Annotated in this window: 17 protein-coding genes and 1 tRNA gene; 9 read left to right on the plus strand and 9 right to left on the minus strand. The window is 66.1% G+C overall.

From position 1 onward, the window contains the following. Positions 1–9 precede the first annotated feature (9 nt). Positions 10–585, minus strand: coding sequence for a dCTP deaminase (gene dcd / locus ACIP90_RS14875; RefSeq protein WP_205652723.1), 576 nt, complete (start codon positions 583–585; stop codon positions 10–12). 195 nt (positions 586–780) lie between these two features. Between dcd and ACIP90_RS14880 the strand changes: the two genes are divergently transcribed. From ACIP90_RS14880 to ACIP90_RS14890, 3 genes are all read left to right on the plus strand, one after another. Further along, positions 781–854 (plus strand) — tRNA-Gly (locus ACIP90_RS14880). Positions 855–965: 111 nt separating this feature from the next. After that, a complete protein-coding gene (locus ACIP90_RS14885) occupies positions 966–1,112 on the plus strand; it encodes a hypothetical protein (protein WP_400580184.1) in 147 nt (48 codons plus the stop codon). A gap of 242 nt (positions 1,113–1,354) precedes the next feature. Beyond that, a complete protein-coding gene (locus ACIP90_RS14890; protein WP_400580185.1) occupies positions 1,355–1,609 on the plus strand; it encodes a hypothetical protein in 255 nt (84 codons plus the stop codon). 170 nt (positions 1,610–1,779) lie between these two features. On the opposite strand, the gene ACIP90_RS14895 is transcribed toward ACIP90_RS14890, so the two are convergent. Together ACIP90_RS14895 and ACIP90_RS14900 are read right to left on the minus strand one after the other, a co-directional pair. Further along, on the minus strand, positions 1,780–5,316 hold the full coding sequence (locus ACIP90_RS14895; protein WP_400580186.1) for a bifunctional proline dehydrogenase/L-glutamate gamma-semialdehyde dehydrogenase: 3,537 nt from the start codon (positions 5,314–5,316) through the stop codon (positions 1,780–1,782). A 281-nt stretch (positions 5,317–5,597) separates the two neighbouring features. Continuing rightward, a complete protein-coding gene (locus ACIP90_RS14900; RefSeq protein WP_400580187.1) occupies positions 5,598–7,058 on the minus strand; it encodes an amino acid permease in 1,461 nt (486 codons plus the stop codon). Between the two features lie 139 nt (positions 7,059–7,197). Here ACIP90_RS14900 and ACIP90_RS14905 point away from each other — a divergent pair, with 139 nt between their 5' ends. From ACIP90_RS14905 to ACIP90_RS14920, 4 genes are all read left to right on the plus strand, one after another. Next, positions 7,198–8,130, plus strand: a complete 933-nt coding sequence (locus tag ACIP90_RS14905) for a LysR family transcriptional regulator (protein WP_400580188.1) — start codon at positions 7,198–7,200, stop codon at positions 8,128–8,130. 52 nt (positions 8,131–8,182) lie between these two features. Then, entirely contained in the window at positions 8,183–8,611 is a 429-nt protein-coding gene (gene panD, locus ACIP90_RS14910) for an aspartate 1-decarboxylase (protein WP_400580189.1), read from the plus strand. Positions 8,612–8,732: 121 nt separating this feature from the next. Continuing rightward, positions 8,733–9,659 (plus strand): AEC family transporter, encoded by a 927-nt coding sequence (locus ACIP90_RS14915; protein WP_400580190.1) that lies wholly within the window; start codon positions 8,733–8,735, stop codon positions 9,657–9,659. A 34-nt stretch (positions 9,660–9,693) separates the two neighbouring features. Further along, positions 9,694–10,824 carry an FAD-dependent oxidoreductase gene (locus ACIP90_RS14920; RefSeq protein ID WP_400580191.1) on the plus strand — a complete coding sequence of 377 codons (1,131 nt, stop codon included), beginning with the start codon at positions 9,694–9,696 and terminating at the stop codon, positions 10,822–10,824. Between the two features lie 58 nt (positions 10,825–10,882). On the opposite strand, the gene ACIP90_RS14925 is transcribed toward ACIP90_RS14920, so the two are convergent. After that, the gene (locus tag ACIP90_RS14925; RefSeq protein ID WP_400580192.1) at positions 10,883–13,528 is read right to left on the minus strand and encodes a trehalase-like domain-containing protein; all 2,646 of its coding nucleotides are present in this window, start codon (positions 13,526–13,528) and stop codon (positions 10,883–10,885) included. A gap of 145 nt (positions 13,529–13,673) precedes the next feature. Beyond that, positions 13,674–14,663: an LLM class flavin-dependent oxidoreductase gene (locus ACIP90_RS14930; protein WP_400580193.1), complete on the minus strand. Its 990-nt coding sequence runs from the start codon at positions 14,661–14,663 to the stop codon at positions 13,674–13,676. Positions 14,664–14,837: 174 nt separating this feature from the next. Here ACIP90_RS14930 and ACIP90_RS14935 point away from each other — a divergent pair, with 174 nt between their 5' ends. Then, positions 14,838–16,529 (plus strand): helicase HerA-like domain-containing protein, encoded by a 1,692-nt coding sequence (locus tag ACIP90_RS14935; protein WP_400580194.1) that lies wholly within the window; start codon positions 14,838–14,840, stop codon positions 16,527–16,529. Between the two features lie 127 nt (positions 16,530–16,656). Continuing rightward, positions 16,657–17,649 (plus strand): hypothetical protein, encoded by a 993-nt coding sequence (locus ACIP90_RS14940; protein ID WP_400580195.1) that lies wholly within the window; start codon positions 16,657–16,659, stop codon positions 17,647–17,649. Positions 17,650–17,719: 70 nt separating this feature from the next. Here the strand turns inward: ACIP90_RS14940 and ACIP90_RS14945 are convergent, their stop codons facing one another. The 4 genes from ACIP90_RS14945 to ACIP90_RS14960 form a co-directional block, all read right to left on the minus strand. Further along, entirely contained in the window at positions 17,720–18,601 is an 882-nt protein-coding gene (locus ACIP90_RS14945) for an endonuclease domain-containing protein (protein ID WP_400580196.1), read from the minus strand. 179 nt (positions 18,602–18,780) lie between these two features. After that, complete coding sequence (locus ACIP90_RS14950; RefSeq protein WP_400580197.1) at positions 18,781–20,787, minus strand: NHL domain-containing thioredoxin family protein; 2,007 nt, start codon at positions 20,785–20,787, stop codon at positions 18,781–18,783. Beyond that, complete coding sequence (locus ACIP90_RS14955; protein WP_400580198.1) at positions 20,787–22,961, minus strand: cytochrome c oxidase assembly protein; 2,175 nt, start codon at positions 22,959–22,961, stop codon at positions 20,787–20,789. The genes ACIP90_RS14950 and ACIP90_RS14955 overlap by 1 nt, the downstream gene beginning before the upstream one ends. 125 nt (positions 22,962–23,086) lie before the next feature. Next, a complete protein-coding gene (locus ACIP90_RS14960) occupies positions 23,087–23,374 on the minus strand; it encodes an HU family DNA-binding protein (protein WP_056625601.1) in 288 nt (95 codons plus the stop codon). Positions 23,375–23,801 lie beyond the last annotated feature (427 nt).

The raw sequence follows: 23,801 nt of genomic DNA on the forward strand, positions 1-23,801 counted from the left end.
CAGAAGCCGCTAAATGTCCGTGCGGTGAAAGTTCAGGTGGCTGCGGCTGGCGGTAGGCCCGCGCTGGCCCTGGTAGCGGTTGCCGTACTCGCCGGAACCGTAGGGGTACTCGGCGGCGGAGGTCAGCCGGAAGAAGCAGAGCTGGCCGATTTTCATGCCGGGCCATAGCTTGATGGGCAGCGTGGCCATGTTGGACAGCTCCAGCGTCACGTGGCCGGAGAATCCGGGGTCGATGAAGCCCGCGGTGGAGTGCGTCAGCAGGCCGAGCCGGCCCAGGGAGGACTTGCCTTCAAGGCGGGCCGCGATATCGTCCGGGAGGCTGACAGTCTCATAGGTGGAGCCCAGAACGAACTCTCCCGGGTGCAGGATGAACGGCTCGCCCTCCTCCACTTCCACGAGGCGGGTCAGTTCGGGCTGCTCCTCGGCGGGGTCTATGTGCGCGTACTTGTGGTTGTCGAACAACCGGAAAAAACGGTCGATCCGGACATCAACCGAGGAGGGCTGCACCATCGCGGAGTCGTACGGGTCCAGGACGATCCGTTCGGAATCAATTTCGGCACGAATGTCGCGGTCAGAGATCAGCACACCTCCCAAAATAGCATCAACCCGCCGCCGGGAGCCCCTCGGCTGCGGCCGGAGGACCTGTGAGCCGGGATTCATGCGCAGCTGGGATTCACGCATAGCCCGCGGCGGCCCGGAACGGGGACACGCACAGCCGGTGGGCGTACTGGCCCCTTCAACTGCGCTAAGCTAGTTTTGCCCCGGCGCGATCCGGTGCACGCGGCTGTAGCTCAATGGTAGAGCGCTAGCTTCCCAAGCTCGATACGCGGGTTCGATTCCCGTCAGCCGCTCCATTAGCCATGATTCGCCCCGGCCCGTCTCCACCCCCGCCGCAAGACCGCATTAGGTCACTACCTGTATGGTCAGAAGTCTGGAACCTCTTCGGTTCCGCTACAGGAGCAAACATGGCTGACAAGTCCCCCCGTCAAGCAGCATCCAAGAAATCCAGCAAATCCATCAAGGAAAAGCGCGCCGATAAGAGGGCCGCCGCAGCGCCGGCCAGCTCACTGGACAAGGCCACCGCGAAGCCGATGCCGGCAAAGAAGAAGTAACGCGTTCGCGGACCGTCTCCCATTGGGGGTCGCCGAGGTCATCGACGCGTTGACCAGGCCGGCATGGCACCCTGAAGAGGCAGGGTTTGTACCCTGCCTGCACCGGGATACGGGCAAAAACCATTGATAACCGTTCGCAGCTCCCTTATGCTGTGACTGTTGGAGGTCATGCAGCGGCTGATGACAGTCATTCGATACGAATATCCTGCAACGAGGCAGGCAATATTCGGGATAGGCACGCCGTGACCACAGCCGCAAATCGCCATTTCCCCCACCACTCCATGACAGTGGACACCGAGTACGTCGCCAAGCCGAACTGCGACAAATGCGGAACAGACGAATTCATCTACCTTGAGTCTTTCGTTCCGCCCAGATACCGCCAGGACGGCACCGTCAGGACGCTGGGCGAAGCAGCCTACACCTGCACAAGGTGCGAGGAATTTTCCGCCCACAGCGTCCCCTCGTCCTGGGCACCGCCGGGCTGGTACCTGGGCTAGGCCCCGGGCTTAACTGGAGAAACCAGCAGGTCTCACCACCACGCAGGGTCTCATCACCAACATCGCAGAACTGGCGGGCACCGATGGTGCCCGCCAGTTCTTTTGTGCCCGCCAGTTCCTTGTGGCATGGCCGTGCCTGCCGCGGACCCAGGCCCGCGGCAGGCATATTGCTAGATCAGCGAATCCGACAGGTGGCTAGGCGTGCCGAACCGGTGCGCCGTGATGCTGACGGCCTGCTCGTGCAGGAAGGGCAGCAGCTCAACGCGGCCGGCTTCCGTCACCGCGTGCGGGTAGACGGCCACATCCGGACGGCCGCCGATTGCCTCGGCCAACTCAGCAGCGGACCCGCCGATCAGGCGGATGCGCGCACCCGACAGTTTGCCGGCGGAGGCAAGCCGGCCGGCGGAAGCCAGCCACGCGGCGTCGTCCTCCACCGTCACCGGGATGTCCAGTCCGGTCAGCACCGAGCGGAGCTGCGCCGGAAGGGCGACGGCGGTGGAGACCGTCAGCTGCGAACCGGCCAGGACGCCGGCGGCTACCGTGCGGACGAGCGCGCGGAGGGGCTCGCCGTCGGACAGACGGACGGTGACCGGAAGGTTGCGGTACCGGAAGATGTTGCGCTCAGCGCTCAGGGCGGAGACATCCTTCGCTGTACCAAATTCGTCAGCCCAGGCGAGGGCGTCGGAGCCGAGTGCACGCTCCAGCGCCTCGATTTCTGCCGCGTCGAGCTCGCCCTGCACCGCGTTGACGAGACGGCCAACACCGGGGTGGGTGATGCGCGCAGCGGCACCCTGCGAGCTTTCCCTGCTGGTCCACTCGCCGAGGCCGACAAGGTAGTTGGGTCCGCCGGCCTTGGTGCCGGCGCCGACGGCCGACTTCTTCCAGCCGCCGAAGGGCTGGCGCTGCACGATGGCCCCGGTGATTCCGCGGTTCACGTAGAGGTTGCCGGCCTGGATGGTGTCGAGCCACAGGCCGAGCTCTTCGGCGTCGAGGGAGTGCAGGCCCGCAGTGAGGCCGTAGTCCACTTCGTTCTGGATGGCGATGGCGTCTTCCAGGGTTTCGGCTGTCATGACGCCCAGCACCGGGCCGAAGAATTCGGTCAGGTGGAAGTAGGACCCGCGCTTGACGCCGTAGCGGACGCCCGGGCTCCACAGCCGGCCGGTGTTGTCCAGCTTGCGGGGTTCCACGGCCCAGTTCTCGCCGTCGCCCAGGGTGGTGAGGGCGTTCAGGAGCTTTCCGTTGGCGGGCTCGATGATGGGGCCCATCTGGCTCGTGGGGTCTTCCGGGTAGCCGACCTTCAGGGAAGTAACGGCATCGATCAGCTGGTTGCGGAAGCGCTTGGACTTGGCAACCGAGCCCACCAGGATCACCAGTGAGGCTGCGGAGCACTTCTGTCCGGCGTGGCCGAAGGCCGAGTAGGCAACATCCTTTGCCGCGAGGTCGAGGTCCGCGCTCGGGGTGACGATGATGGCGTTCTTGCCGCTGGTCTCTGCCAGCAGGGGCAGGTCCTTGCGGAAGGACCGGAACAGTTCTGCGGTTTCGTAGCCCCCGGTGAGGATCACGCGGTCCACGGCAGGGTGGGAGATCAGCTGCCGGCCGAGCTCACGCTCGCCCAGCTGCACCATGGTCAGCACGTCGCGGGGAATTCCGGCCTCCCACAGCGCCTCGATCATGACGGCGCCGCTGCGGCGGGCCTGCTTGGCAGGCTTGACCACGACGGCGGATCCGGCGGCAAGTGCCGCAAGGACCGAACCGGCCGGAATGGCTACTGGGAAGTTCCATGGCGGAGTCACCAAGGTGAGCTTCGCCGGGACGAAGGTGGCGCCGTCGACGTCGTCCAGCTTGCGGGCTGATTCAGCGTAGTAGTGCGCGAAGTCAACGGCCTCGCTGACTTCCGGGTCGCCCTGGTCGAGGGTCTTGCCCGTTTCACTGGCCATAACCTCCAGCAGGTCGGCACGGTGGGCTTCAAGGACGTCGCCGGCGCGGTGCAGGATCTCTGCGCGTTCGGCGCCGGTCAGCGCACCCCAGGCCTTGCCCTTGTCGACGGCGGTCGCGATGACCGTGTTGAGGGTGTCCGCATCCGTGATGGTCGCGGCCTCGACGGCAGCGTTGCCCAGCGTCGAGGACGGCACGCGGTCCAGGATGGCCCGGCCCCAGTCGCGGTTGGCGGGAAGGGCAGGATCGGTGTCCGGCGTGTTCTCGAAGTGGTCGTGCGGCATGGGCACGGCCGGGAGGTTACGGTTCTGCTGGCGGCTGGGCGGCGGCACCTCGTCATCGAGCTTTTCCAGGGAGGAGAGGAAGCGCTGCTTCTCGCGCTCGAACAGCGCTTCGTTTTCGCTGAGCTCGAATACTGCGGACATGAAGTTTTCCTGGCTGGCGCCCTCTTCGAGGCGGCGGATCAGGTAGGCGATGGCGACGTCGAACTCGGCCGGGTGAACCACCGGTGTGTAGAGCAGCAGGGAACCGACGTCCTTCTTCACGGCTTCGGCCTGGCCCTGGGCCATGCCGAGCAGCATTTCGAATTCAACGCCGGATTCAACGCCGCGCTGCTTGGCGAGCAGCCACGCGAAGGCGATGTCGAAGAGGTTGTGGCCTGCCACGCCGATCCGGATGTTCCGGATGCGGTCCGGGTGCAGGGAGTAGTTGATGACGCGCTTGTAGTTGGTGTCCGATTCCTGTTTGCTGCCGCAGGTGGCCAGCGGCCAGTCATGGAGCGAGGATTCGACCTGTTCCATGGGCAGGTTGGCGCCCTTGACCACGCGGACCTTGATGGCGGCGCCGCCCTCGGCGCGGCGGGCGGCCGCCCAGTCCTGGAGGCGGATCATGGCGGACAGTGCGTCCGGGAGGTAGGCCTGCAGCACGATGCCGGCCTCGAGGTTCTTGAACTCGGGCTTGTCCAGGATCCTGGTGAAGACCGCGATGGTCATGTCCAGGTCCTTGTATTCCTCCATGTCCAGGTTGATGAACTTGGCCTTCTGCCCGGCGCCGGCGAAGGAGGCGGCGCGGGCGAACAGCGGGGTGAGCCGCTCGACGACGTGCTCCACGGCTTCGTCGAAGGCCCAGGCGGAGTGCGGGGCAACGGTGGAGGAGACCTTGATGGACACGTAGTCGACGTCCGGGCGCGCCAGCAGGGTGTGGGTGCCCTCGAGCCGGCGGGATGCCTCGTTTTCGCCCAGGACTGCCTCACCGAGGAGGTTGACGTTCAGCTTGATGCCGTCCTTGCGGATTTTCGCGATGGCGGGTCCCAGCTTGGCGTCCGTGGCGTCGACAATCAGGTGGCCCACCATTTCACGCAGGACGCGGCGGGCGATCGGGATGACGACGTTCGGGAGGACCGGCGCCATGGTGCCGCCGAGGCGGACGGCGCTGCGCATGTGCCAGGGCAGGAAGGCAGGAACCTTTGGTGCCAGCGCCGCAAGGTTCCGGGCGGCGACCTTGAGGTCCTCGGGACGGACCACGCCGTCCACGAAGCCAACCGTGAAGTCCAGGCCGTTCGGGTCCTTGAGGACACCGGCGAGCTGTTCCGCTGAAGCGTCCGAGGGGATCTTGGCGGCTTCGGTCAGCCACCGGCGCACCAGCGCGATGGCTGCATCGGACAGGGCCGCCGCTTCGGCGACGGGGGTACCCGCCGGGCGGGTAGCGACGGCGCCGGTCTCGGCGGCGTCCTTGCCTGCAGAAACACGGTGATCCGTTGCGATGTGGGTCATGGCTAGTTCTCGTTCTTTCCGTGGGTGGTGAGCTCTTATTCATCAGTATGGGCTTCAACTCACGTAAGATAAAGCGATCTTTCCTGAGCGATACAGGTTAGAAAAGCCGATCATTTATGACAGCCGCCCCGCGCCTCAAATTCCCCTGCAACCGGGACGCTCCCTCACCTTTCGCGCCAAGCAACGAACCCTTCCTCACCACGGTGAGGAAGGGTTCGCAGGCCGCTCCAAGAGTGAGGGAGCGCTGCGGCATTGGCCGCAGTAAATAAGTGAGCGCTGAACTACACGGGTGTGTGCATCTCCACGGCTTCCTCGTGCCTGGGGCTGTTCGGGTTCATCAGGGAGTGCCTGCGGCCGTAGCCGAAGTAGATGACCAGGCCAATGACAAGCCAGACGCCGAAGCGCATCCACGTTTCCCAGTGAAGCTGGAACATGAGGAAGGCCGAGGCCAGGACGCCGAAGGCCGGGACCAGGGGCATCAGCGGCAGGCGGAACTCGCGCGGCGCGTCGGGCTTCTTGTAGCGGAACACAATGACCGCAAAGCAGACCACGACGAAGGCGGCAAGAATACCGATGTTGGTGAGGTCCGCCACGGCTTTGATGGGAAAGACGCCGGCCAGCAGTGCAGACGCGACACCGGCGATCCAGGTTACGCGCTGGGGCGTGCCGTGGCTGTCTGTCTTGGAGAACCAGCCCGGCAGCAGGCCGTCGCGGCTCATGGAGAACCACACTCGGGTCACACCCAGGAGGAAGGTCAGCATCACCGTGAGGATGGACAGCACGGCAAAGACCGAAATGATGGTCGCAATAACCGGCAGGCCGACTCCCGTGAATGCCGACGCGAAGCCGGCGGCAGGATCGATGTCCTGGTAGTTCTGCATTCCCGTGAGGACCAGCGTGGCCGCGACGTACAGGAGCATGGCGATGACCAGAGACAGGATGATGGCCTTGGGCATGTGCTTTTTGCCGTCGGTAGCCTCTTCCGCGGCCGTACTCATGGCGTCGTAGCCGAACACGGCAAAGAACACCGTGGCGGCGCCGGCAAAGACCGGACCAATGCCGCTGGGCATGAACGGGTTGAAGTTCTCTGCATTGATGTAGAAGACGCCCAGTCCGATGATGAAGAGGATGAGGATCACCTTGATGGCCACGGCCACGAGCTCAAACCGGCCAAATGCCTTGGTTCCGCGCGACAGGATCCAAGTGACCAACAGGCAGACCAGGATGGCGGGGATGTTGACGATGCCGCCCTTGCCTTCATCCGGCGTGGAGGTCATCCAGACCGGCATCTGGATGCCGATGCCGGACAGGAACGCATCGAAGTAGCCGGAGATGCCAATGGCCACCACCGCCACGATGGCAATGTATTCCAGCAGCAGGTCCCAGCCGATGAACCAGCCGATCACTTCGCCGAGGGCAACGTAGCCGTAGGTGTACGCGGAGCCGGCGCGGGGGATCATGCCGGCAAACTCGGCGTAGGAAAGGGCCGCGGCGGCTGAGGCCAGGCCGGCGATCAGGAAGGAAAACAGAACCGCGGGGCCGACGCCCGGCGTGCCCTCACTGCCATGGGCCACGAGCCCCGCCAGCGAAAAGATGCCGACGCCGATAATGCCACCGACTCCGATGGCCGTGAGCTGCCACAGTCCGAGGGACTTGAAGAGGCCGCTGTGCTTGTTCTCGATTTCGATGTCATCTATGGGCTTTCGCCTAAGGATGGACTGGGTGGGGTCTTTGGTTGTCATACGGGGACTCCTGCGTAGGGTGCGGCCCCATCATCCGCCCTGTGATGGGGGTAACAGTGATCAGTATGCAAGGAACGTTGCATTAGATAAAGTGACTAATACTAATCAATATTCATTAGATCTTACGAAGGAACAGTCTATGCTCGATGTTCGCCGCCTGAGGCTGCTCCGCGAGCTGAAGATCCGGGGCACCCTCGCAGAGGTGGCCGCAGCCCTGCAGTACAGTCCGTCATCAGTCTCGCAGCAACTGGCCCTTCTTGAGAAGGAAGCGGGTGTGGAACTGTTGAGGAAAACCGGACGGAAAGTGCAGCTCACGCCCCAGGCGGAGGTTCTCGTGGCCCATACCGCCCAACTGCTCGAGACGCTGGAGCAGGCGGAAGCCGACCTCGCGGCCTCCCTCACCACTGTCTCGGGGACCGTCCGGATCGCGGTCTTCCAGTCGGCGGCGCTGGCCCTCATGCCGGACACCCTGACGCTCATGGCCGGAACATACCCCGAGGTCAGGATCGAAATGACCCAGCGGGAACCCGAAACGGCGCTCCACGAGACCTGGGCCAGGGACTTCGACATTGTCATCGCCGAGCAGTACCCGGGCCATGCCGCTCCGCGTTATCCGGAGCTGGACCGGATCAGACTGACCACCGATGCCATCCGGCTGGCCGTTCCGCCCGAGTCAGGGGAACGGCCACCAATCACGTCCCTTGCGGATACGGCGGAGTTGGCCTGGGTCATGGAGCCCCGCGGCGCGGCTTCCCGCCACTGGGCTGAACAGGCGTGCAGGAGTGCCGGGTTCGAACCCGACGTGCGTTTCGAAACCGCTGACCTGCAGGCCCAAATCCGGCTGATCGAGTCGGGCAATGCCGTGGGCCTCATGCCGGATCTTGTGTGGACCGGACGCGGCACCACTGCCGAGCTGATTGAACTGCCCGAGAAACCGCGCAGGACAGTATTCACCTCCGTGCGACGCTCCAGCGCCCAGCGCCCGGCCATTCTCGCGGCCCGGGAGATCCTGGCAACTACTGCCGCCTCCATCGCGGCCTCGAAAGACCACGAGATGGAGGGCCCGGCATAGTGTTCCCTGGCTCACAGCCAAAGGTTGACCCCGGCGTTAGACTGTTCAGGTTATGAATCGCACAATGTTTAAGTCCAAAATCCACCGCGCCACCGTCACGCACGCAGACCTGCACTACGTGGGTTCCGTCACCGTGGACCTGGACCTGCTGGACGCTGCCGACATTCTTCCCGGCGAGCTCGTCGCCATTGTGGACGTCACCAACGGCGCCCGGCTCGAGACCTACACCATCGCCGGGGAACGCGGTTCAGGCGTGATCGGCATCAACGGCCCGGCCGCGCACCTGGTTCACGAGAACGACGTCGTCATCCTGATCACGTACGCCGAGATGACCACCGAGGAAGCGCGGGCCTACGATCCCAAGGTGGTCCACGTCGACAAGAACAACAAGATCATCCAGCTGGGCAACGACCCCGCCGAAGGCCTCACCCCCGGCCTCCTGCGCCCGCCGTTTGCGCTGAACAACGCCTCCCTCAGCTGAGGCTGCGGGCTTGCCCGAATAACGAGATCCTGCCACAAGCCAATCCTTCGCAGAATAAATCTGATTAGGCTGGGACCGTGGACGCCTCCCCCAGTACATCCGAGCCTGCAGCGACAGCCGAATGCTAGGCGTACTTGCGGGCTTTTTCGTCGTCTGGTCCATCATCCTGGTGGGAATGTTCGTTGGCCGGCGGGGCATCCTGGGCGATAACGCCCGCCAGGTCCTCAGCGGCCTGACCTTTTTCGTGGCCAGCCCGGCGCTGCTCTTCGAGACCCTGAGCAAGGCCCGGCTCCAGGAAGTTTTTGCCGCCCCGCTGTTGGTTGCCGCTGTGGGAGCACTGGCCACCGCCGCCATTTTCTTCGTCATCGTCAGGTTCCTGCTCAAGCGCAGCACGTCCGAATCCCTGGTGTCGTCGATGAGCGCGTCGCTGGCCAACTCCGCAAACCTGGGCATTCCCATCGCCGTATACGTCCTGGGCGACGCCAGCTATGTGGCTCCCCTGCTGATCTTCCAGCTCGCGTTCTTTACTCCGCTGCTCCTCATGGCGCTGGATTCGACCACCAGCGCGCACCGCACCACCCCGCTGCGGTTCGTCCTGATGATCCTGAAGAACCCAATGATCGTGGGTTCTGCGCTTGGCCTCGTGGTTGCTGGAACCGGCTGGCAGGTCCCGCCCTTGATCCTGCAGCCCATTCATCTGATCGGCGGCGCCGCCATTCCCGCCATGCTGATGGCCTTCGGCATGAGCCTGAACGGTTCCCGGCCGCTGCAGGCAGCCACAGCGCGCAGGGTGGATGCCCTTGTTGCGAGCGCGTTCAAGCTCATCGTCCACCCGGGTATCGCCTACCTCTTCGCACGCTTCGCTCTCGGCATGGAAGGCCACGCACTCTTCGCGGCCGTGGTCACGTCCGCCTTGCCGACGGCCCAGAACGTTTTTGTGGCAGCCAGCCGGTACCGGACCGGCCTCACTGTCGCCAAGGACACGGTGCTGATCACCACCGTCGTGGCGGTGCCGGCCATGATCGGCGTGGCGGTGCTGCTGACATGACCCTGACCGACACCGGCCCGACTTGGGAGGAATCGTGAACACTAGCCTGGACACTGTGGTCATTGGCGGCGGAGCCATGGGATCCGCAGCGGCGTGGGCGTTGGCGCGCCGCGGCCGGGACGTGACCCTGCTGGAGCAGTTTGGGCTGGGGCACAGCATCGGCGCATCGCACGGCGCCACCCGGAACCTCAGCCTTGCCTATTCCGAGCCGGACTACGTTGCCATGCTGGCGGAAACGCTCCGCCTCTGGCGCGTGCTCGAGGAGGAAAGCGGCGAGCAGCTGCTGGCGCGCACCGGCGTCGTAAACCACGGCCCTGACCCGGCGCTCGGCGCGATGCATGCCGCGCTGAACCATGCCGGCCTGCGGGCCGAGTTCCTGCCGACGGCGGAGGCCGGCGAGCGCTGGCGCGGGATTCGTTTCGACCAGCAGGTGCTGTTCATGCCGGACGGCGGACAGCTCAATCCCGAACTGGCGCTGCCGGCCCTCCAGCGGCTGGCGGTCCTGCACGGCGCCGAGGTGCGGCACCATGTAAAGGTGGTGGACCTGCAGGTTCTCGACGACGGCGTCCGCGTCACCGTGGACGACGGCGGCGCCACCGAGGTGCTCACCGCGCGCCAGGCGGTGGTCACCGCCGGCGGCTGGACCTCGAAACTGCTTGGCAGCATGCCGGGAACGCCGCGGCTGACTGTCACGCAGGAGCAGCCCGCGCATTTCGGCATAGCGGACGACGGCGCAGCCTGGCCCGGGTTCAACCATTTCCCGGGGACCGGCCCGGACTACGCGGACTGGTACTCCCCCGTGTACGGGATGCACACCCCTGGCGAGGGAATCAAGGCCGGCTGGCACGGAGTGGGGCCGGTGGTGGATCCGGACCGCCGATCGTTCCAGCCCGAACCGGCGCAGCGGGCCGCGCTGCAACGCTACGCGAGGCAGTGGCTGCCAGGCGTGGATACCGACTCCATGACGGACATCAGCTGCACCTACACCACCGCCGCGGACCACAACTTCATCCTTGACCGGCTCGGTCCCGTGGTGATCGGTGCGGGATTTGCCGGCCACGGCTTCAAATTCACGCCGGTGGTCGGCAGGATGCTGGCAGACCTCGCCACCGGCGCCGGCCCCGCTCCCGCAATCTTCTCAGCGTCGCGGCCAGGCCTCAGCTAGCGAGAACCAGCCGGCCGGAACGGCATATCCCGGCCTGGCTGTACTGCCCATGGACGGCTTAGCCCCGCTGGTGCCGGTCCAGGAGGCGGGCGCAGCGGATGAACCCGAGGTGCGAATAGGCCTGCGGGTGGTTGCCCAGGTGCGTTTCCGTGCCGGGGTCGTATTCCTCCGGCAGCAGCCCCGTGGGCCCGAACAGGTTCACCAGCTGATCGAACAGGTCCCACGCCTCGGAAATGCGGTCCACTGCCACATACGCCTCGATGAGCCAGGTGGTGCAGATGTGGAAGCCGCCCTCCAGGCCCGGCAGGCCGTCGTCGTACCTGTAGCGGAAAACGGTGGGGCCCACGCGAAGCTCGCGTTCCACGGCCGTCACGGTGTCCAGGAACCGCTGGTCGCCGACGTCCAGGAGGCCCGACAGTCCGATGTGCAGGACCGCGGCATCTAGGTCCGGGCTGTCATAGGCCACAGTGTAGGAGGCGGCGGCATCGTCCCACCCCTCGCGGAGCACCTCATCCCGGATGGTGGCCGCGGTGCCGGCCCAGCTGGGTTCGGGCTCCCGGCCGTGGCGGGCGGCTGTGCGCAGGGCCCGGTCCAGCGTCACCCAGCACATTACCTTCGTGTAGACGTGATGCCGCGGGGCCCGCCGGGCCTCCCAGATCCCGTGGTCCGGCTCGTGCCACCGGGCCAGCACCGCATGGGCCATCTGCACCATCAGGTCCCAGTGCGGGTCCGCCAGTGAACCCCGGGCCTCGCTCAGCCCGTGGATCAGCTCCGCGATGGGCCCGAACACGTCCAGCTGAACCTGGTGGTCCGCGGCATTGCCGATCCGGACGGGCCGCGATCCCGCATAGCCCGGCAGGCTTTCAATAATCGCTTCCGTCGACAGCGGTGCGCCGGTGACCGAGTAGAGCGGGTGCAGCCATTCCGGCCCGGGAGCATTGGCCAGGATCCTGCCCAGCCAGCGGAGGAAGCCGTCGGCCTCCTCCGTCGAGCCCAGGTCCACGAGTGCGTTCACCGTCATGGAGCCGTCCCGCAGCCAGCAGTAGCGGTAGTCCCAGTTGCGGGTTCCGCCGATCCCTTCCGGAAGCGACGTGGTGGGCGCCGCGAGCACGGCACCGGTGGGCTCATGGACGAGGGCCCGCAGCACGAGGGCTGAACGGCGTACCAATGACGGTTTGACGGACGGCAGGGTAAGATCCTGCACCCAGCGGCGGGAATGGTGCGCGACGGCGGAGCGGCGGGCGGCTTCGTCCGTCGCCGCTTCGTCCGTCCCCTCCGGGGGGCGTTGGGCCTCGGTGTCGCCACAGCGAAGGTTGAGGATCACCGGACCCTGCCGCAGGTTGACCTCGGCCGTGGCCGTGGCGTGCCGGCCGTCCGAGGTGATGGAGAAGCTGACCCCGGGGGCCAGCAGGATGATGGGATCGGACGTGCCGGCGACGTGCAACTCACTACCGCGCGCCTCCATGCTGAACGGGGCGTTGGCATAGTCCGGCCGGGGTGCGAAGACGATCCGGGCGGCTCCCGTTCCGGACAGCACCCGGACCAAACTCGTGATCCCCTCGGGGGCGGGTTCAAGGTAGTCGGTCACAGTCACGTCCGCCCAGCGGGTCTCCACGATCATCGTGCTGTCCACGTAGCGCTGGCCCAGCACCTGCGAGGCCTTGACCGGTTCCACCGAGAAGTGGCCCGCGGCGTCACCGCCCAGGAGGTGGGCAAACAGCGAGCCCGAGTCCGGCAGGGGGTGGCTCATCCAGCAGATCTTGGCGTCGGGCGTGAGCAGTGCCGTTGACGAGCCGTTGCCAATCATGGAGTGGCGCTCCAGGCCCACCGCGTCTTCACCGAACAGCCAGGCACGCCGCAGCTCAAAGAGGATCGCCAGGACCCGTGCAAACGATTCCGGATCCCGCAGCCGGTGCTTGGCCTGGCTCGGAAGCTCTCCAACCCACAGCCCCATGTCGGGCCCGCGGAGCGTGGCCATCGCGAATTCATCGCTCACCGCGTCACCGGCGTACAGCGCCGCGCTCACGCCGAGCCTGGACCGCAGGTGTTCAAGCGCGTCTGCTTTGGAGGGCTCCACCACCGACAGGTCCAGCACCGAACCATCCACGATGAAGAAGAGGCCCAGGGCCTTGGCCACTTCCTCGGCCTTCTGCGCCGCCTCGGCTACGATTTCGGGGGCGGCCGGCCGGGTGTGCACCGAGACCGCCACCGGCTTCCGTTCGATGCTGATGCCCTTGTACGCGCCAATGGATTCGAGGAGGGCCTGGTTGGCCTGCTGCAGGACAGATTCGGTGGCCAGGGACAGGCCGTGGGCGAACCCCATGTCGAACTCCGCACCGTGGGATCCGACGAGGTGCACTTCCGCGGGAAGCCGTGACACCGCTGCCAGGTCCCGCAGCGACCGGCCCGAAATGACGGCCGCATGCGTGTTGGGCAGGGCGGCCAAAGCGCGGAGCGCAATCGCCGCACCGCCCAGGGGCAGGGTCTCGGTGGAGATGCCCTCCGCCGCGCAGAGCGTTCCGCCGTAGTTGCAGGCCACCAGCAGCCCCGGGGTGCGTGCCAGGATCTTCAGTTCGCCGAGCAGCTGGGGCGTCAACCCGTCGTCGGCGGCATCCGACTGGACGAACGCCCTCAGCAGGCCCAGCGGCAGGGATTTGGTCAACAGTGCGGAATCGGCCACCGTTTGATTGAGCGGAGTTGGCATGCTCGGAATTCCTTAGGATCATCCCCAAATGGACGTTGATCCTCTCAGTGTCAGACGCGGCCGTTTCCCCTGAATATCCCGGTCATTGCGATCGTGTAACTTCGGCGGCGCCTTCTGCTGTGGCCGCCAACAGCAACCGTCTTGCCTAGGCGCGGACCAGGCCCGCAGCCTCGGCCAGCAGTTCCACCGAGCGCAGCCGCGCGGACGTGCCCGTCGCCTGGTGAGCGACGATGAGTTCGTCGGCGTCGGCGTGCCTGGCGAAGCCGTCCAGGTACTCCAGCACGACGTCCGGTGTTCCGACGGCCGAATATTTCATCATCTGTGCGACGTGCTGGCCCTGGGGAGAATCCAGGATCATGTCCGCTTCGTCATCGGTAAACTCCCTCCCGCCGCCGAAGAACAGCGAGACGCGGGCGCGCAGGGTGGCCCGAAGCATCTCCTGGGCTTCGGGCGTCGAGTCGGCGGCGATGACGTTGGCACCGGCGATGACATGCGGTGCCTCCAGCTGCTCGGAAGGCCTGAATTCGCGGCGGTAGACGGCCACCGCGTCCTGGAGCGCGTTCGGCGCAAAATGCGAGGCGAAGGCGTAGGGCAGCCCCAGCTGGGCGGCGAGCCGGGCACCGAACAGGGACGATCCAAGGATGTACAGGGGCACGTTGGTTCCCTTGCCCGGCGTCGCCTCCACGCCCTGGATGCGTGTGGGACCGGTCAGGTAGCCCTGCAGCTCCAGCACGTCCTGCGGGAAGGTCTCGGCCGAAGAGGCATCGCGGCGCAGTGCCCGCATGGTGTTTTGGTCGCTGCCCGGTGCACGGCCGAGTCCCAGGTCGATGCGCCCCGGGTGCAGCGTTTCCAGGGTTCCGAACTGCTCGGCGATGGTGAGCGGCGAATGGTTGGGCAACATCACGCCGCCCGCTCCCAGCCGGATGCTTTCGGTATGGGCAGCCACATGGGCGATCAGGACGCTCGTGGCCGAGGACGCAATTGAGGACATGTTGTGGTGCTCCGCGTACCAGACCCGCCGGTAACCAAGCTCCTCCGCGCTTTGGGCCATGGCCACGCTCCCGGCGAAGCTCTCCGCCGCCGTCTGGCCCTTGCCGATGGTCGCAAGGTCAAGGATGGATAGGGGAACAGTCACAGGGGAGCCGGCCTTTCGTTGCGGATCACGGGCGGCCGGCTGGGGTGGTTGCGCGGCACACTTTCGACAACGACGGCGGCGTGAGGGTTATTTCTGACAGGCCAGGTGATGCTGTCCACAGTTTTGTAGGCCGCCACTGGTCGCCGGGTCTTGGTGCGCCACTAAGCTAGCCGCATGGCCAACAAATCAACAGCAGACAAAGTCGCCACGATCCAAAAGGGCTATGCGCTTGAGGGCGCCACCATCGAACTGGGGGCCGCCATCGTCGACGGCGAAGTCCACAAAGACGCGCCGGTCCGGTTGCCCCTGGCCATGATGAACCGGCACGGGCTGGTGGCCGGCGCCACCGGCACGGGCAAGACAGTCACGCTGCACATGATGGCCGAGCAGCTCTCCGCCGCGGGGGTGCCCGTTTTCCTGGCCGACATCAAGGGCGACCTGTCCGGCCTTGCCACGGCCGCCACGGGGAGCGAAAAGCTCGCGGCGCGGACCGAGAGCATTGGGCAGCAGTGGGCGGGCAAGGCGTTCCCGGTCGAGTTCCTGGCCCTTGGCGGCGACGGCAGCGGCGTTCCGGTCCGCGCCACCATCACGTCCTTCGGACCCCTGCTGCTGTCGCGCATCATGGAGCTCAACGACACCCAGGAGTCCAGCCTCCAGCTGGTCTTCCACTTCGCTGACAAGAACAACCTCGAGCTGATCGACCTGAAGGACCTCCGGGCCGTCATCCAGCACCTCACCTCCGACGAGGGCAAGGACGCCCTGCAGGAACTCGGCGGCCTGTCGAAGGCTACGGCCGGCGTCATCCTCCGGGAGCTCGTGGCGTTGGAGGCACAGGGGATGGAGCGCTTCTTTGGCGAGCCGGAGTTCGACACCGCCGAGCTCCTCCGCACTGCCCCCGACGGCCGCGGGGTCATTACCTGCCTCGAACTTCCCACTCTGCAGACCAAGCCCATGGTGTTCTCCACATTTCTGATGTGGCTGCTGGCGGACCTGTTCGAAGACCTGCCCGAGGCGGGTGATCTCGACAAACCGAAGCTGGTGTTCTTCCTCGACGAGGCCCACCTGCTGTTCAATGACGCCTCCAAGGCCTTCCTCCAGGCGATCACCACCACGGTTCGGCTGATCCGGTCCAAGGGTGTGGGTATCTTCTTCGTGACGCAGACGCCGAAGGACGTTCCTGCCGATGTGCTCGGCCAATTGGCCAACCGCGTTCAGCACGCGCTCCGGGCCTTCACACCGGAGGATGCCAAAGCACTCAAGGCCACGGTCTCGACCTTCCCTGTCAGTGACTACGACCTTGAGGAGACCCTAACGTCCGCTGGCATCGGCGAGGCAGTTGTCACGGTGATGAATGAGAAGGGCGCGCCTACGCCCGTTGCGCTCACCCGCCTGCGGGCCCCAGAGTCAGTCATGGGTCCCAGCACAAGCGAGCTGGTCAAAAGCACGGTGGCAGGCTCGGCGCTGCTGGCCAAGTACGGAACAGCCGTGGACAGCGTGTCAGCGTACGAAAAACTGTCCGGCCAGGCCGCTGCTTCGACGGGGCCTGCTGCACCGGGCCAGCCTCCGACTCCGGCCAGCGAGGTGTTCATCCCCGGCAGCATAAATCCGGACACCGTGGACGCAGAGGCCCGCCGCATCGAGGAGGAAATCCTTGGACGACCCAGCAGCCGGCCCGCCCCGGAACCCGACCGTGCGCCCGCGCCACGCTCCGCGCAGCCGGCCGGCGGGATGATGGAGGACATCAGCGGGGCACTCGGCGGAGCCCTTGGCAGCGGTTTGAAAAGCATGGTCCGGTCGATGGGAACCCAGCTGGGCCGCGAACTGTTACGCGGCGTTTTCGGCACCTCGTCCCGGCGCCGCCGCTAATGCCAAGGGGCGTCGCCACCGTCGGTGACGCCCCGCCGTCGGACGCTCTCCTTTCCTGTGTACGTCATGCCCGGAACCTGCAACTCCTGAGTTCGCATAACTAGCAGGTAACGTAAGGGGCGTGCAGATGAGTCAAGCGTTGGTGAAAATGGCGGCCGGGTGGCTGCTGGGCCTCATGCTTGCCGTGGCCGGAGCCATTGTTTCGGTCAATCTCGTGAACAGCTCCGTAGCCGGCCCGCAGCAGCCCGTCCGGGAGTATCTGGACGCCCTCCAGAAGGGTGAGGGCGAGCGGGCACTGGGCCTCCTCCGCGCCTCGGTGCCGGATGCAGACCCGGCCATGCTCGACGGCACAGCGCTGCAGACCTCCGCGTCACGCATCGCGAATGTCAAGATCGGCGATGCGGTAGCCCGCGGCGGCAAGCGTGTAATGGTGCCCATGGAGTACACGATCGACGGCAGCCGCCTGCGCACTGAATTCCTGCTGGAAAGCACCGGGACGGAGTGGCTCTTCTTCAACAAGTGGGCGTTCGTTCCTGCCGCCCTGCCCACGATCGACGTCACTGTGGTGAACTCGAACGAAGCCACGCTTAACGGGGTGCCGGTGAACACGCCCGGCGGCCGCGGCAGCTTTGCCGTTTTCTACCCGGGCGAGTTCGAGGCCTCCCTGAACGGGGAGTTCTTCTCGGCGAAGCCCACCCGGGCCACCGTCGCTGCCCGGGACGTGCCCGCCGCGCCGCTGAATCTCCTGACGCAGGCGACGGACGACCTGAACCAGGCCGTGGCGTCCAGGGTCAAGGAATTCCTGGACAGCTGTGCCGCAGACGCCATCAAACAGCAGCGACTGCAGCCCGATTGCCCGTTCTACCACGCCACCGCCAACAGGGTGGTGGACGGAACCATCAAGTGGAGCATCACCGAGTACCCGAAGATCAGCATCGAGCCGTTCGAGGGCAAGTGGGTGGTTGCGCCCCTGGACGGCAAGGCCAGGATCACCGCCCAGCAGGTCGACCTCTTCACAGGCGGCGTCTCGCCTCTGGACGTGGAGCACGATTTCAGCTTCACGACGCGCCTGGACATCGACGGCGACACCATCAAGGTCACGCCGCTCCTCAGCTTCTAGGCCGCGTTTCCAGGACTGCTGTCCACCACGGCCGCCCAACTGGCCCAGCTTTGAGGCACCTGTCACGCCGTCATGGCCGAACCAGCTGCCTGGAAGCGGCAAAACCGGGCCGGTCCGGCTGCGGCCAGCGGAGCGACCCCCGGGCCAAGACCTCCCGCACCTGGGACAGCATGACATCCGGCGCGTGCACCACGTCGTCATAGAAGAAGCGCAGTACGGGAAAGCCTCGGACTGCCGCCGAATTGTCCCGTCTGCGGTCCTTCTTAAACTGCCGCGGTTCCAGGTGGAAGGCGATGCCGTCCAGCTCGACAATCAAAAATCCCTCGAGGAGAAAGTCCACGCGGCCAATTCCGTCCAGCCAGACCTGGGTTTCGGTGGCGATCCCGGCCTCTCGGAACAGTACGCGGGCCAGGCTCTCAAGCAGCGAATCCGCGCCCTGTTCCACCTTGGCCACGACCTCGCGGGCCTTCCCGCAGCGGTTTCCGGCCAAGTGACGCCGGAAGAAGGCAGGATCAATGTCTCCGCGGTTGTACGCGCATTCCACCATGACCAGCGATTCCAGGGGCGGCAGGCAAAGGAGGGCATGGAGCAGCACGTCGGGCAGGTCAGCTAACGTTCCATGGTGCTGGCGCTGGGTCAGCCCGAGGCGGTGGCTGACGCACCGGACCGCATTCCTCCCGTTGCTGTGCCAGTAATGGGGCTGGGCAGCCGGGCGCAGTTGCCAGAGCCCGAATCGAGGGGCCGCAGACACGCACGTGAGAAGGCCACGGGAGCGGCCCGCCGCTACCAGTTCCGGGTCGGCGCCGCTGACAGCCAGAAGCCCCCGTTCGACACGCACCACGTCACCGCACCGGATGGCGGCCCGTATGCCTGATTCTGTGGCGCCCCTGGACAGCACGTCCCGCGTCAGGAGAACGCCGCCGGCTGAGTTGATGATGTCCGAGGGGTCCATGGACCCACAATGTCCGTTCCCGGGACGGTCAGGCAGGCCGGAACCGGGCTATGTGGAAAACCTGAAGGCATCTGCAGCTGTCGCACTGGCCCACTATTGAACCCGGCAGGAACAGGACCGGCCCGGTCCTCAGCCCCTGAGGGCCGAAAACCGGGCCGGTTCAGCACAAGGCGGCCGGATCAGTCCATGCCGCGGAGGTCCAGCACGAGTTCTGCGTCGCCGTCGGCCTGCAGCACCACCGGGATGCCCCAGTCCTGCTGGTACAGGTGGCATGCGGCATGGTCCGGGATCTCGCCGTCCTCAGTCTCGGGCCCGTCGCAGGCCGCGGCGCGCGCCGTAATGTGCAGCACGCCCTCGGGTACGTCGGAGGCCAGCTCCAGGGTGCGGAGCAGTCCCACGGACGTGCCGCCGCCCGCCACGAGCAGCTCCGGAGGGGTTGACGAGATCTTCAGCTGGGTGGGGTCGCCCCAGCGGTCATCGAGCTTCTGGCCGGTGGGCGCCTCGAAGCGGACTGTCAGGTCCAGCAGGCCCGGAGCGACGGGGCTCTTGGGCCGGTGGGTCTGGACCGCGCCCTCGTCCACCTGCTGGGCTTCCTTGGGGATGGGCACGTAGACCAGCTGGTGCTTGTTGCCCTCGACCACCACCAGGAGCGGTTCCTTGCCTGCCACCCGGGTGTGGTCGACGATGACGTCGGAGGGTTCCAGGAGTCCGCGGGCGAGGGTGGAAACGGTTTTGGTCGCGGGGTCGTAACGGCGCACGGCACCGTTGTACGTGTCGGCAATGGCAACGGAACCGTCCGGGAGCACCGTGACGCCGAGCGGGTGCTGCATGCGCGCCTCGGCAGCCTCGCCGTCGCGGAACCCGAAGTCGAAGAGTCCCTTGCCCACGGCGGATTCAACTGTGACCGTCCCGTCGTCGCCAATGACCAGTTTCCTGAGGGCAGAGGTCTCTGAGTCGGCCACCCAGATGTTGCCGTCCGCGTCCTCGGCAAGGCCGGACGGCTGGGCGAACCAGGCTTCGTGGGCGGGTCCGTCGAGGAGTCCTTCCAAGCCATTGCCGGCGATGATGGACACTTCCCCGGTCAGCGGTTCAAAGCTGAAGATCTGGTGCACGCCGGCCATGGCAATCACCACCGCGTTGAGCTTGGAAGACCATACAACGTCCCACGGTGAGCTGAGGGAGACCTCGAGCGGGTGATCGCTGAGGCGCCCGGTGAAGCCGGCGGCGTCCTCGTCCACGCGGGCGGGACCGGTCTCCAGCAGGCGCTGCACGCCGTTGCCGGCGAGCGTGGTGACGGTTCCGTCGGCGAGGGACAGCCCCCTGAGGCGGTGGTTTACGGAGTCGGCAATCACGACGTCGTAGCCCGTCTTCGCTGCCACGTCTTCCGGCAGCAGGACAAGACCCTGAGGTTCGTTGAATTCCGCGACCGGCTCACGGGAGTCCAGGGCATTCCCCGGGCCGTCGGCGTATCCCTTTGTGCCGGTGCCAAACGTGCCGAGTACCGTGTGGAAGTCGGTGTCGAGCTCCACGATCCGGTGGTGGCCGGTGTCCGTGACCAGCCAAGTGCCGGCACCCGGGCGGGCGGCGCCGCCGTCGGGCTTTCCCGAAGCCGAGCCCCGGCCGGCGGGGAGGAACAGGGCCTTCCCCGGGAAGCGGAGGGTGCCCGACGTGGGCTCCGGCGCGACGTAGGGGCCGCTGCCGCGGTGGAGTGTCCCCCGGGCTTCGTGCTTGGCGATGAGCTCGGGGATCAGCACGCCGAGGCCGTCGGCGTGGCCTTCGCCGGAGAGGTGGGCCACGATGTAGCCCTCGGGGTCGATGACCACCAGCGTGGGCCAGGCGCGGGCGGTGTAGGCCTTCCAGGTGTCCAGCTCGGGGTCATCAAGAACCGGGTGGTGGATCTCGTAGCGCTCCACGGCTGCGGCGAGGGCCACGGGATCGGCCTCGTGCTCGAACTTAGGGGAGTGGACGCCCACGGTCACCAGGACGTCGGAGTATTTTTCCTCAAGCGGACGGAGCTCTTCCAGGACGTGAAGGCAGTTGATGCAGCAGAAGGTCCAGAAATCCAGGAGCACGATCTTGCCGCGCAGGGCCTCCAGGTCCAGGGTCTTGCCGCCGGTGTTGAGCCAGTTGCGGCCCACCAGTTCGGAGGCGCGGACCCGGTGGTGGGTGCGTACGGTTTCGCTCATCAGCGTCCTTCCAGCTTTGAGTTGCGTTCAGCCAGCTTGGCGTCGCGTTCCGCCAATTTGGCAAACATATCGTTGTAAGCGGTGAGATCGGCGTCGTTATTCCTGTCCGCCGCCCGGTCGGTGCGGCGCGTCTCCCTCGCATCGGACCGTGACCACATGATGGCAACGCCGATCGCCACCAATAGCGTGGGCACTTCGCCGATGCCCCAGGCCACGGCACCGCCCAGTTGCTGGTCAACAATGGCCGATGGTCCCCACTCCCGGCCAAGGTTGCCGAAGTAGTCCGCCGCGAGCAGCCCGGTGCCGCCCATGATCGCGACGCCGAAGAAGGCGTGGAAGCCCATGGTGGCCAGCAGAAGCACGAGTCGCAGCGGGTAGGGTGCCCGCCGCGGCAGCGGATCGGTGCCGATCATGCTGAGCACGAAGATGTACCCGGTCAGTGCGAAGTGCAGGATCATCAGCTCGTGGCCCACATGCTCGCGCATCGCGAAGCCGAACGCGTCGGAGTAGTAGAACAGCACGATCGAGCCGGCGAAGTTGGCCGCGGCGAAGAGCGGGTGCGTCACGAGCTGCGAGAACTTGGAGTGGACGAAGACGAGCAGCCACTCGCGGAGGCCGCGGGAGCCGTCGGTCCTGGCCGGCAGGGCCCGCAGGGCGAGCGTGACGGGTGCGCCGAGGACCAGGAAGAGCGGAGCCACCATGGTGAGGGCCATGTGGTCCACCATGTGCGCAGAGAACAGCACGCGCCCGTAGACCGCCGGGGCCCCTGAGGTGATGTATGTCAGCACCAGCAGGCCGACCACCCAGTTCACGGAGCGGAAGATCGGCCATTTGTCTCCGCGGGCGCGGACCTTGGCCACGCCCAGGAAGTAGGAGGCGAGCCCGAATACGGCGACCGTTACCCAGATCCAGTCCACCCGCCACTCGGTGAGCCAGCGCTCCGGAGTCAGTTCCGGGGGCAGCTCGTAGCCGGACAGGATGAACGCCGGCGAGGCGTCGGGGGCATAGGTGGTGGGCTCGGGGGGCGCAGAGCGGCCGAGTGCCACGGCGATTCCCGAGGTGGCCCCCATGATGAGGAGTTCCATGAGAACCAGCTGCCACAGCACGCGGCGCGAGGACAGGCCCGCACCCTTGCGGTTCAGCTGCGGGATGACCCACTGCCGGTGCATGAACCCGATGCCGCCGAGGACCACGGTGGCGGCGGTCTTCGCCACGATCAGCTGGCCGTAGGGCGAGCCGAACAGATCGGCCCAGCTGGCAACCCGGACGGTGGAGTTGACCACGCCGGAGGCAAAGACCAGCAGAAAGGCGAATCCCGCAAGCGAGGAGAACCGCCGCAATGTGGGTTCGGTGATATCCAAGGTTCCACCCGGTCGGGACACTACCGCGCCACCCGCGGAGCTGCGTGTGCCGGAGACAACGCCTGAGAGCAGGGCAAGCAGGATGATGCCGCCCACCCAGATGCTGACACCCACCAGGTGGAGTCCAAGCGAGCTGATGGCGCCCTCGTGGTCGTTCGAACTTGCGGAGTGGCCGATGAGGGCTGTGGGCGTCAGCCCGATCAGCGCGAGCAGCAGGGTCAGTGCCAGGCCAGTCAGTGAGCGGACACCGAACAGGGCGGTGGTGACTACGGCCGCGATGATGGTCACCGTCAGCCAGGCGCGTCCGGTGGAAATGTCGGTCATGAAGAAAACGAGCGCCCTGGTGAACTCGGCGTCGCCAGAGACGCCCTGGCCCGCCACATCGGCATAGGTGAGCACCAGGACGGCGATGGCCGACAGCGTCCAGGCCACGCCGGCTGCGGCCGCGATGGCCAAGGCCCGGGAGAAGGCCGGGTGCTCAGGGGCGTCGTCGTCCTTGGCGCGGCGGCGGTCCACAGTCCGGGGCAGAATGCCTGCGGCGAAGATGAGCCCGCCGATCACTGTTGCCAGCGAGACGTTATGGATCGCCTTGCTGACGGGAAGGCCCCAGCGCACCATGCCGCCTGGATCGGAGACCTCACGGGCCATGGCCGCGCCTGTGAAGAGGAGGGCTGCAACAAGCCCAAGAAACAGCGCAGCGAGACCCGCCAGCTGCCAGGAACGTGTGATGCCGAGCCCGGCGCTGGCCTGGTTCAACCCGCTGCCCGGTTTGGGGGCAGGCTGTGTGGTACGGGATTCTGCGGCTGAGGGCACCTATCCATTGTCCGCTAACGCCGCCTGCGCGGCGAATCGGCAGGAGTGAATCCGGGCACGCCGAAGTTAAACGCAAGCGGGGCGGCAACCAGATGGTTGCCGCCCCGCTGAGCTGTGTGCAAAGACTACTTCTTGTTGGAAACAGCGGCCTTCAGCTTGGAACCAGCGGTCAGCTTGACGCTGTGGCCGGCTGCAATCTGGATGGTCTCGCCGGTCTGCGGGTTGCGGCCAGTGCGGGCTGCACGGTCGGTACGCTCAACTGCGAGCCAGCCCGGGATGGTGATCTTCTCGCCGGAGGCGACGGAAGATTCGAAAACCTCGAACAGTGCATCGAGCACGGAGTTGACGGCTGCCTGGCTGGTGCCTGCCTTGCCTGCTACCTCTGCAACAAGTTCACTACGGTTCTTAGCCATTTATGTCCTCCTGGACGCTTTGGATCTCTGGAGCCTGCACACGGCATGCGTGCAAGCCACTGTTCGAAAACTTACCAGCTTGCACCGCTGAGGGGGACAAATTCCGCGTGTTTCCGCGACTTTTTGACCTAAATCACCGGAATTCGGCGGCTTTGACACTGGATTCCGCCTTCAGCGGACGGGCCTCCGGGTCACCGAAGGCCCGTGACAGTACGAAAGGACGACGGCGCCACCCGGCTGAGGGGGCGTCTGGTTCCAGGCGGCGGGTGATGAGGGGCGTTGGTGTCTGGCGCGTCCGCGCGGCCCGGGTGGTCCGGGTTGGCGTTGGGTGGGGGTGTTTAAATGCGGGAGAGCCCCGACCGTGTGGTTGGGGCTCTCGACCGTGTAATGGTTGTCCGGCGGTGACCTACTCTCCCACACCCTCCCG

Origin of the sequence: Arthrobacter sp. NPDC093139 (assembly GCF_044754165.1) — a bacterium.
Lineage (GTDB): Bacteria > Actinomycetota > Actinomycetes > Actinomycetales > Micrococcaceae > Arthrobacter.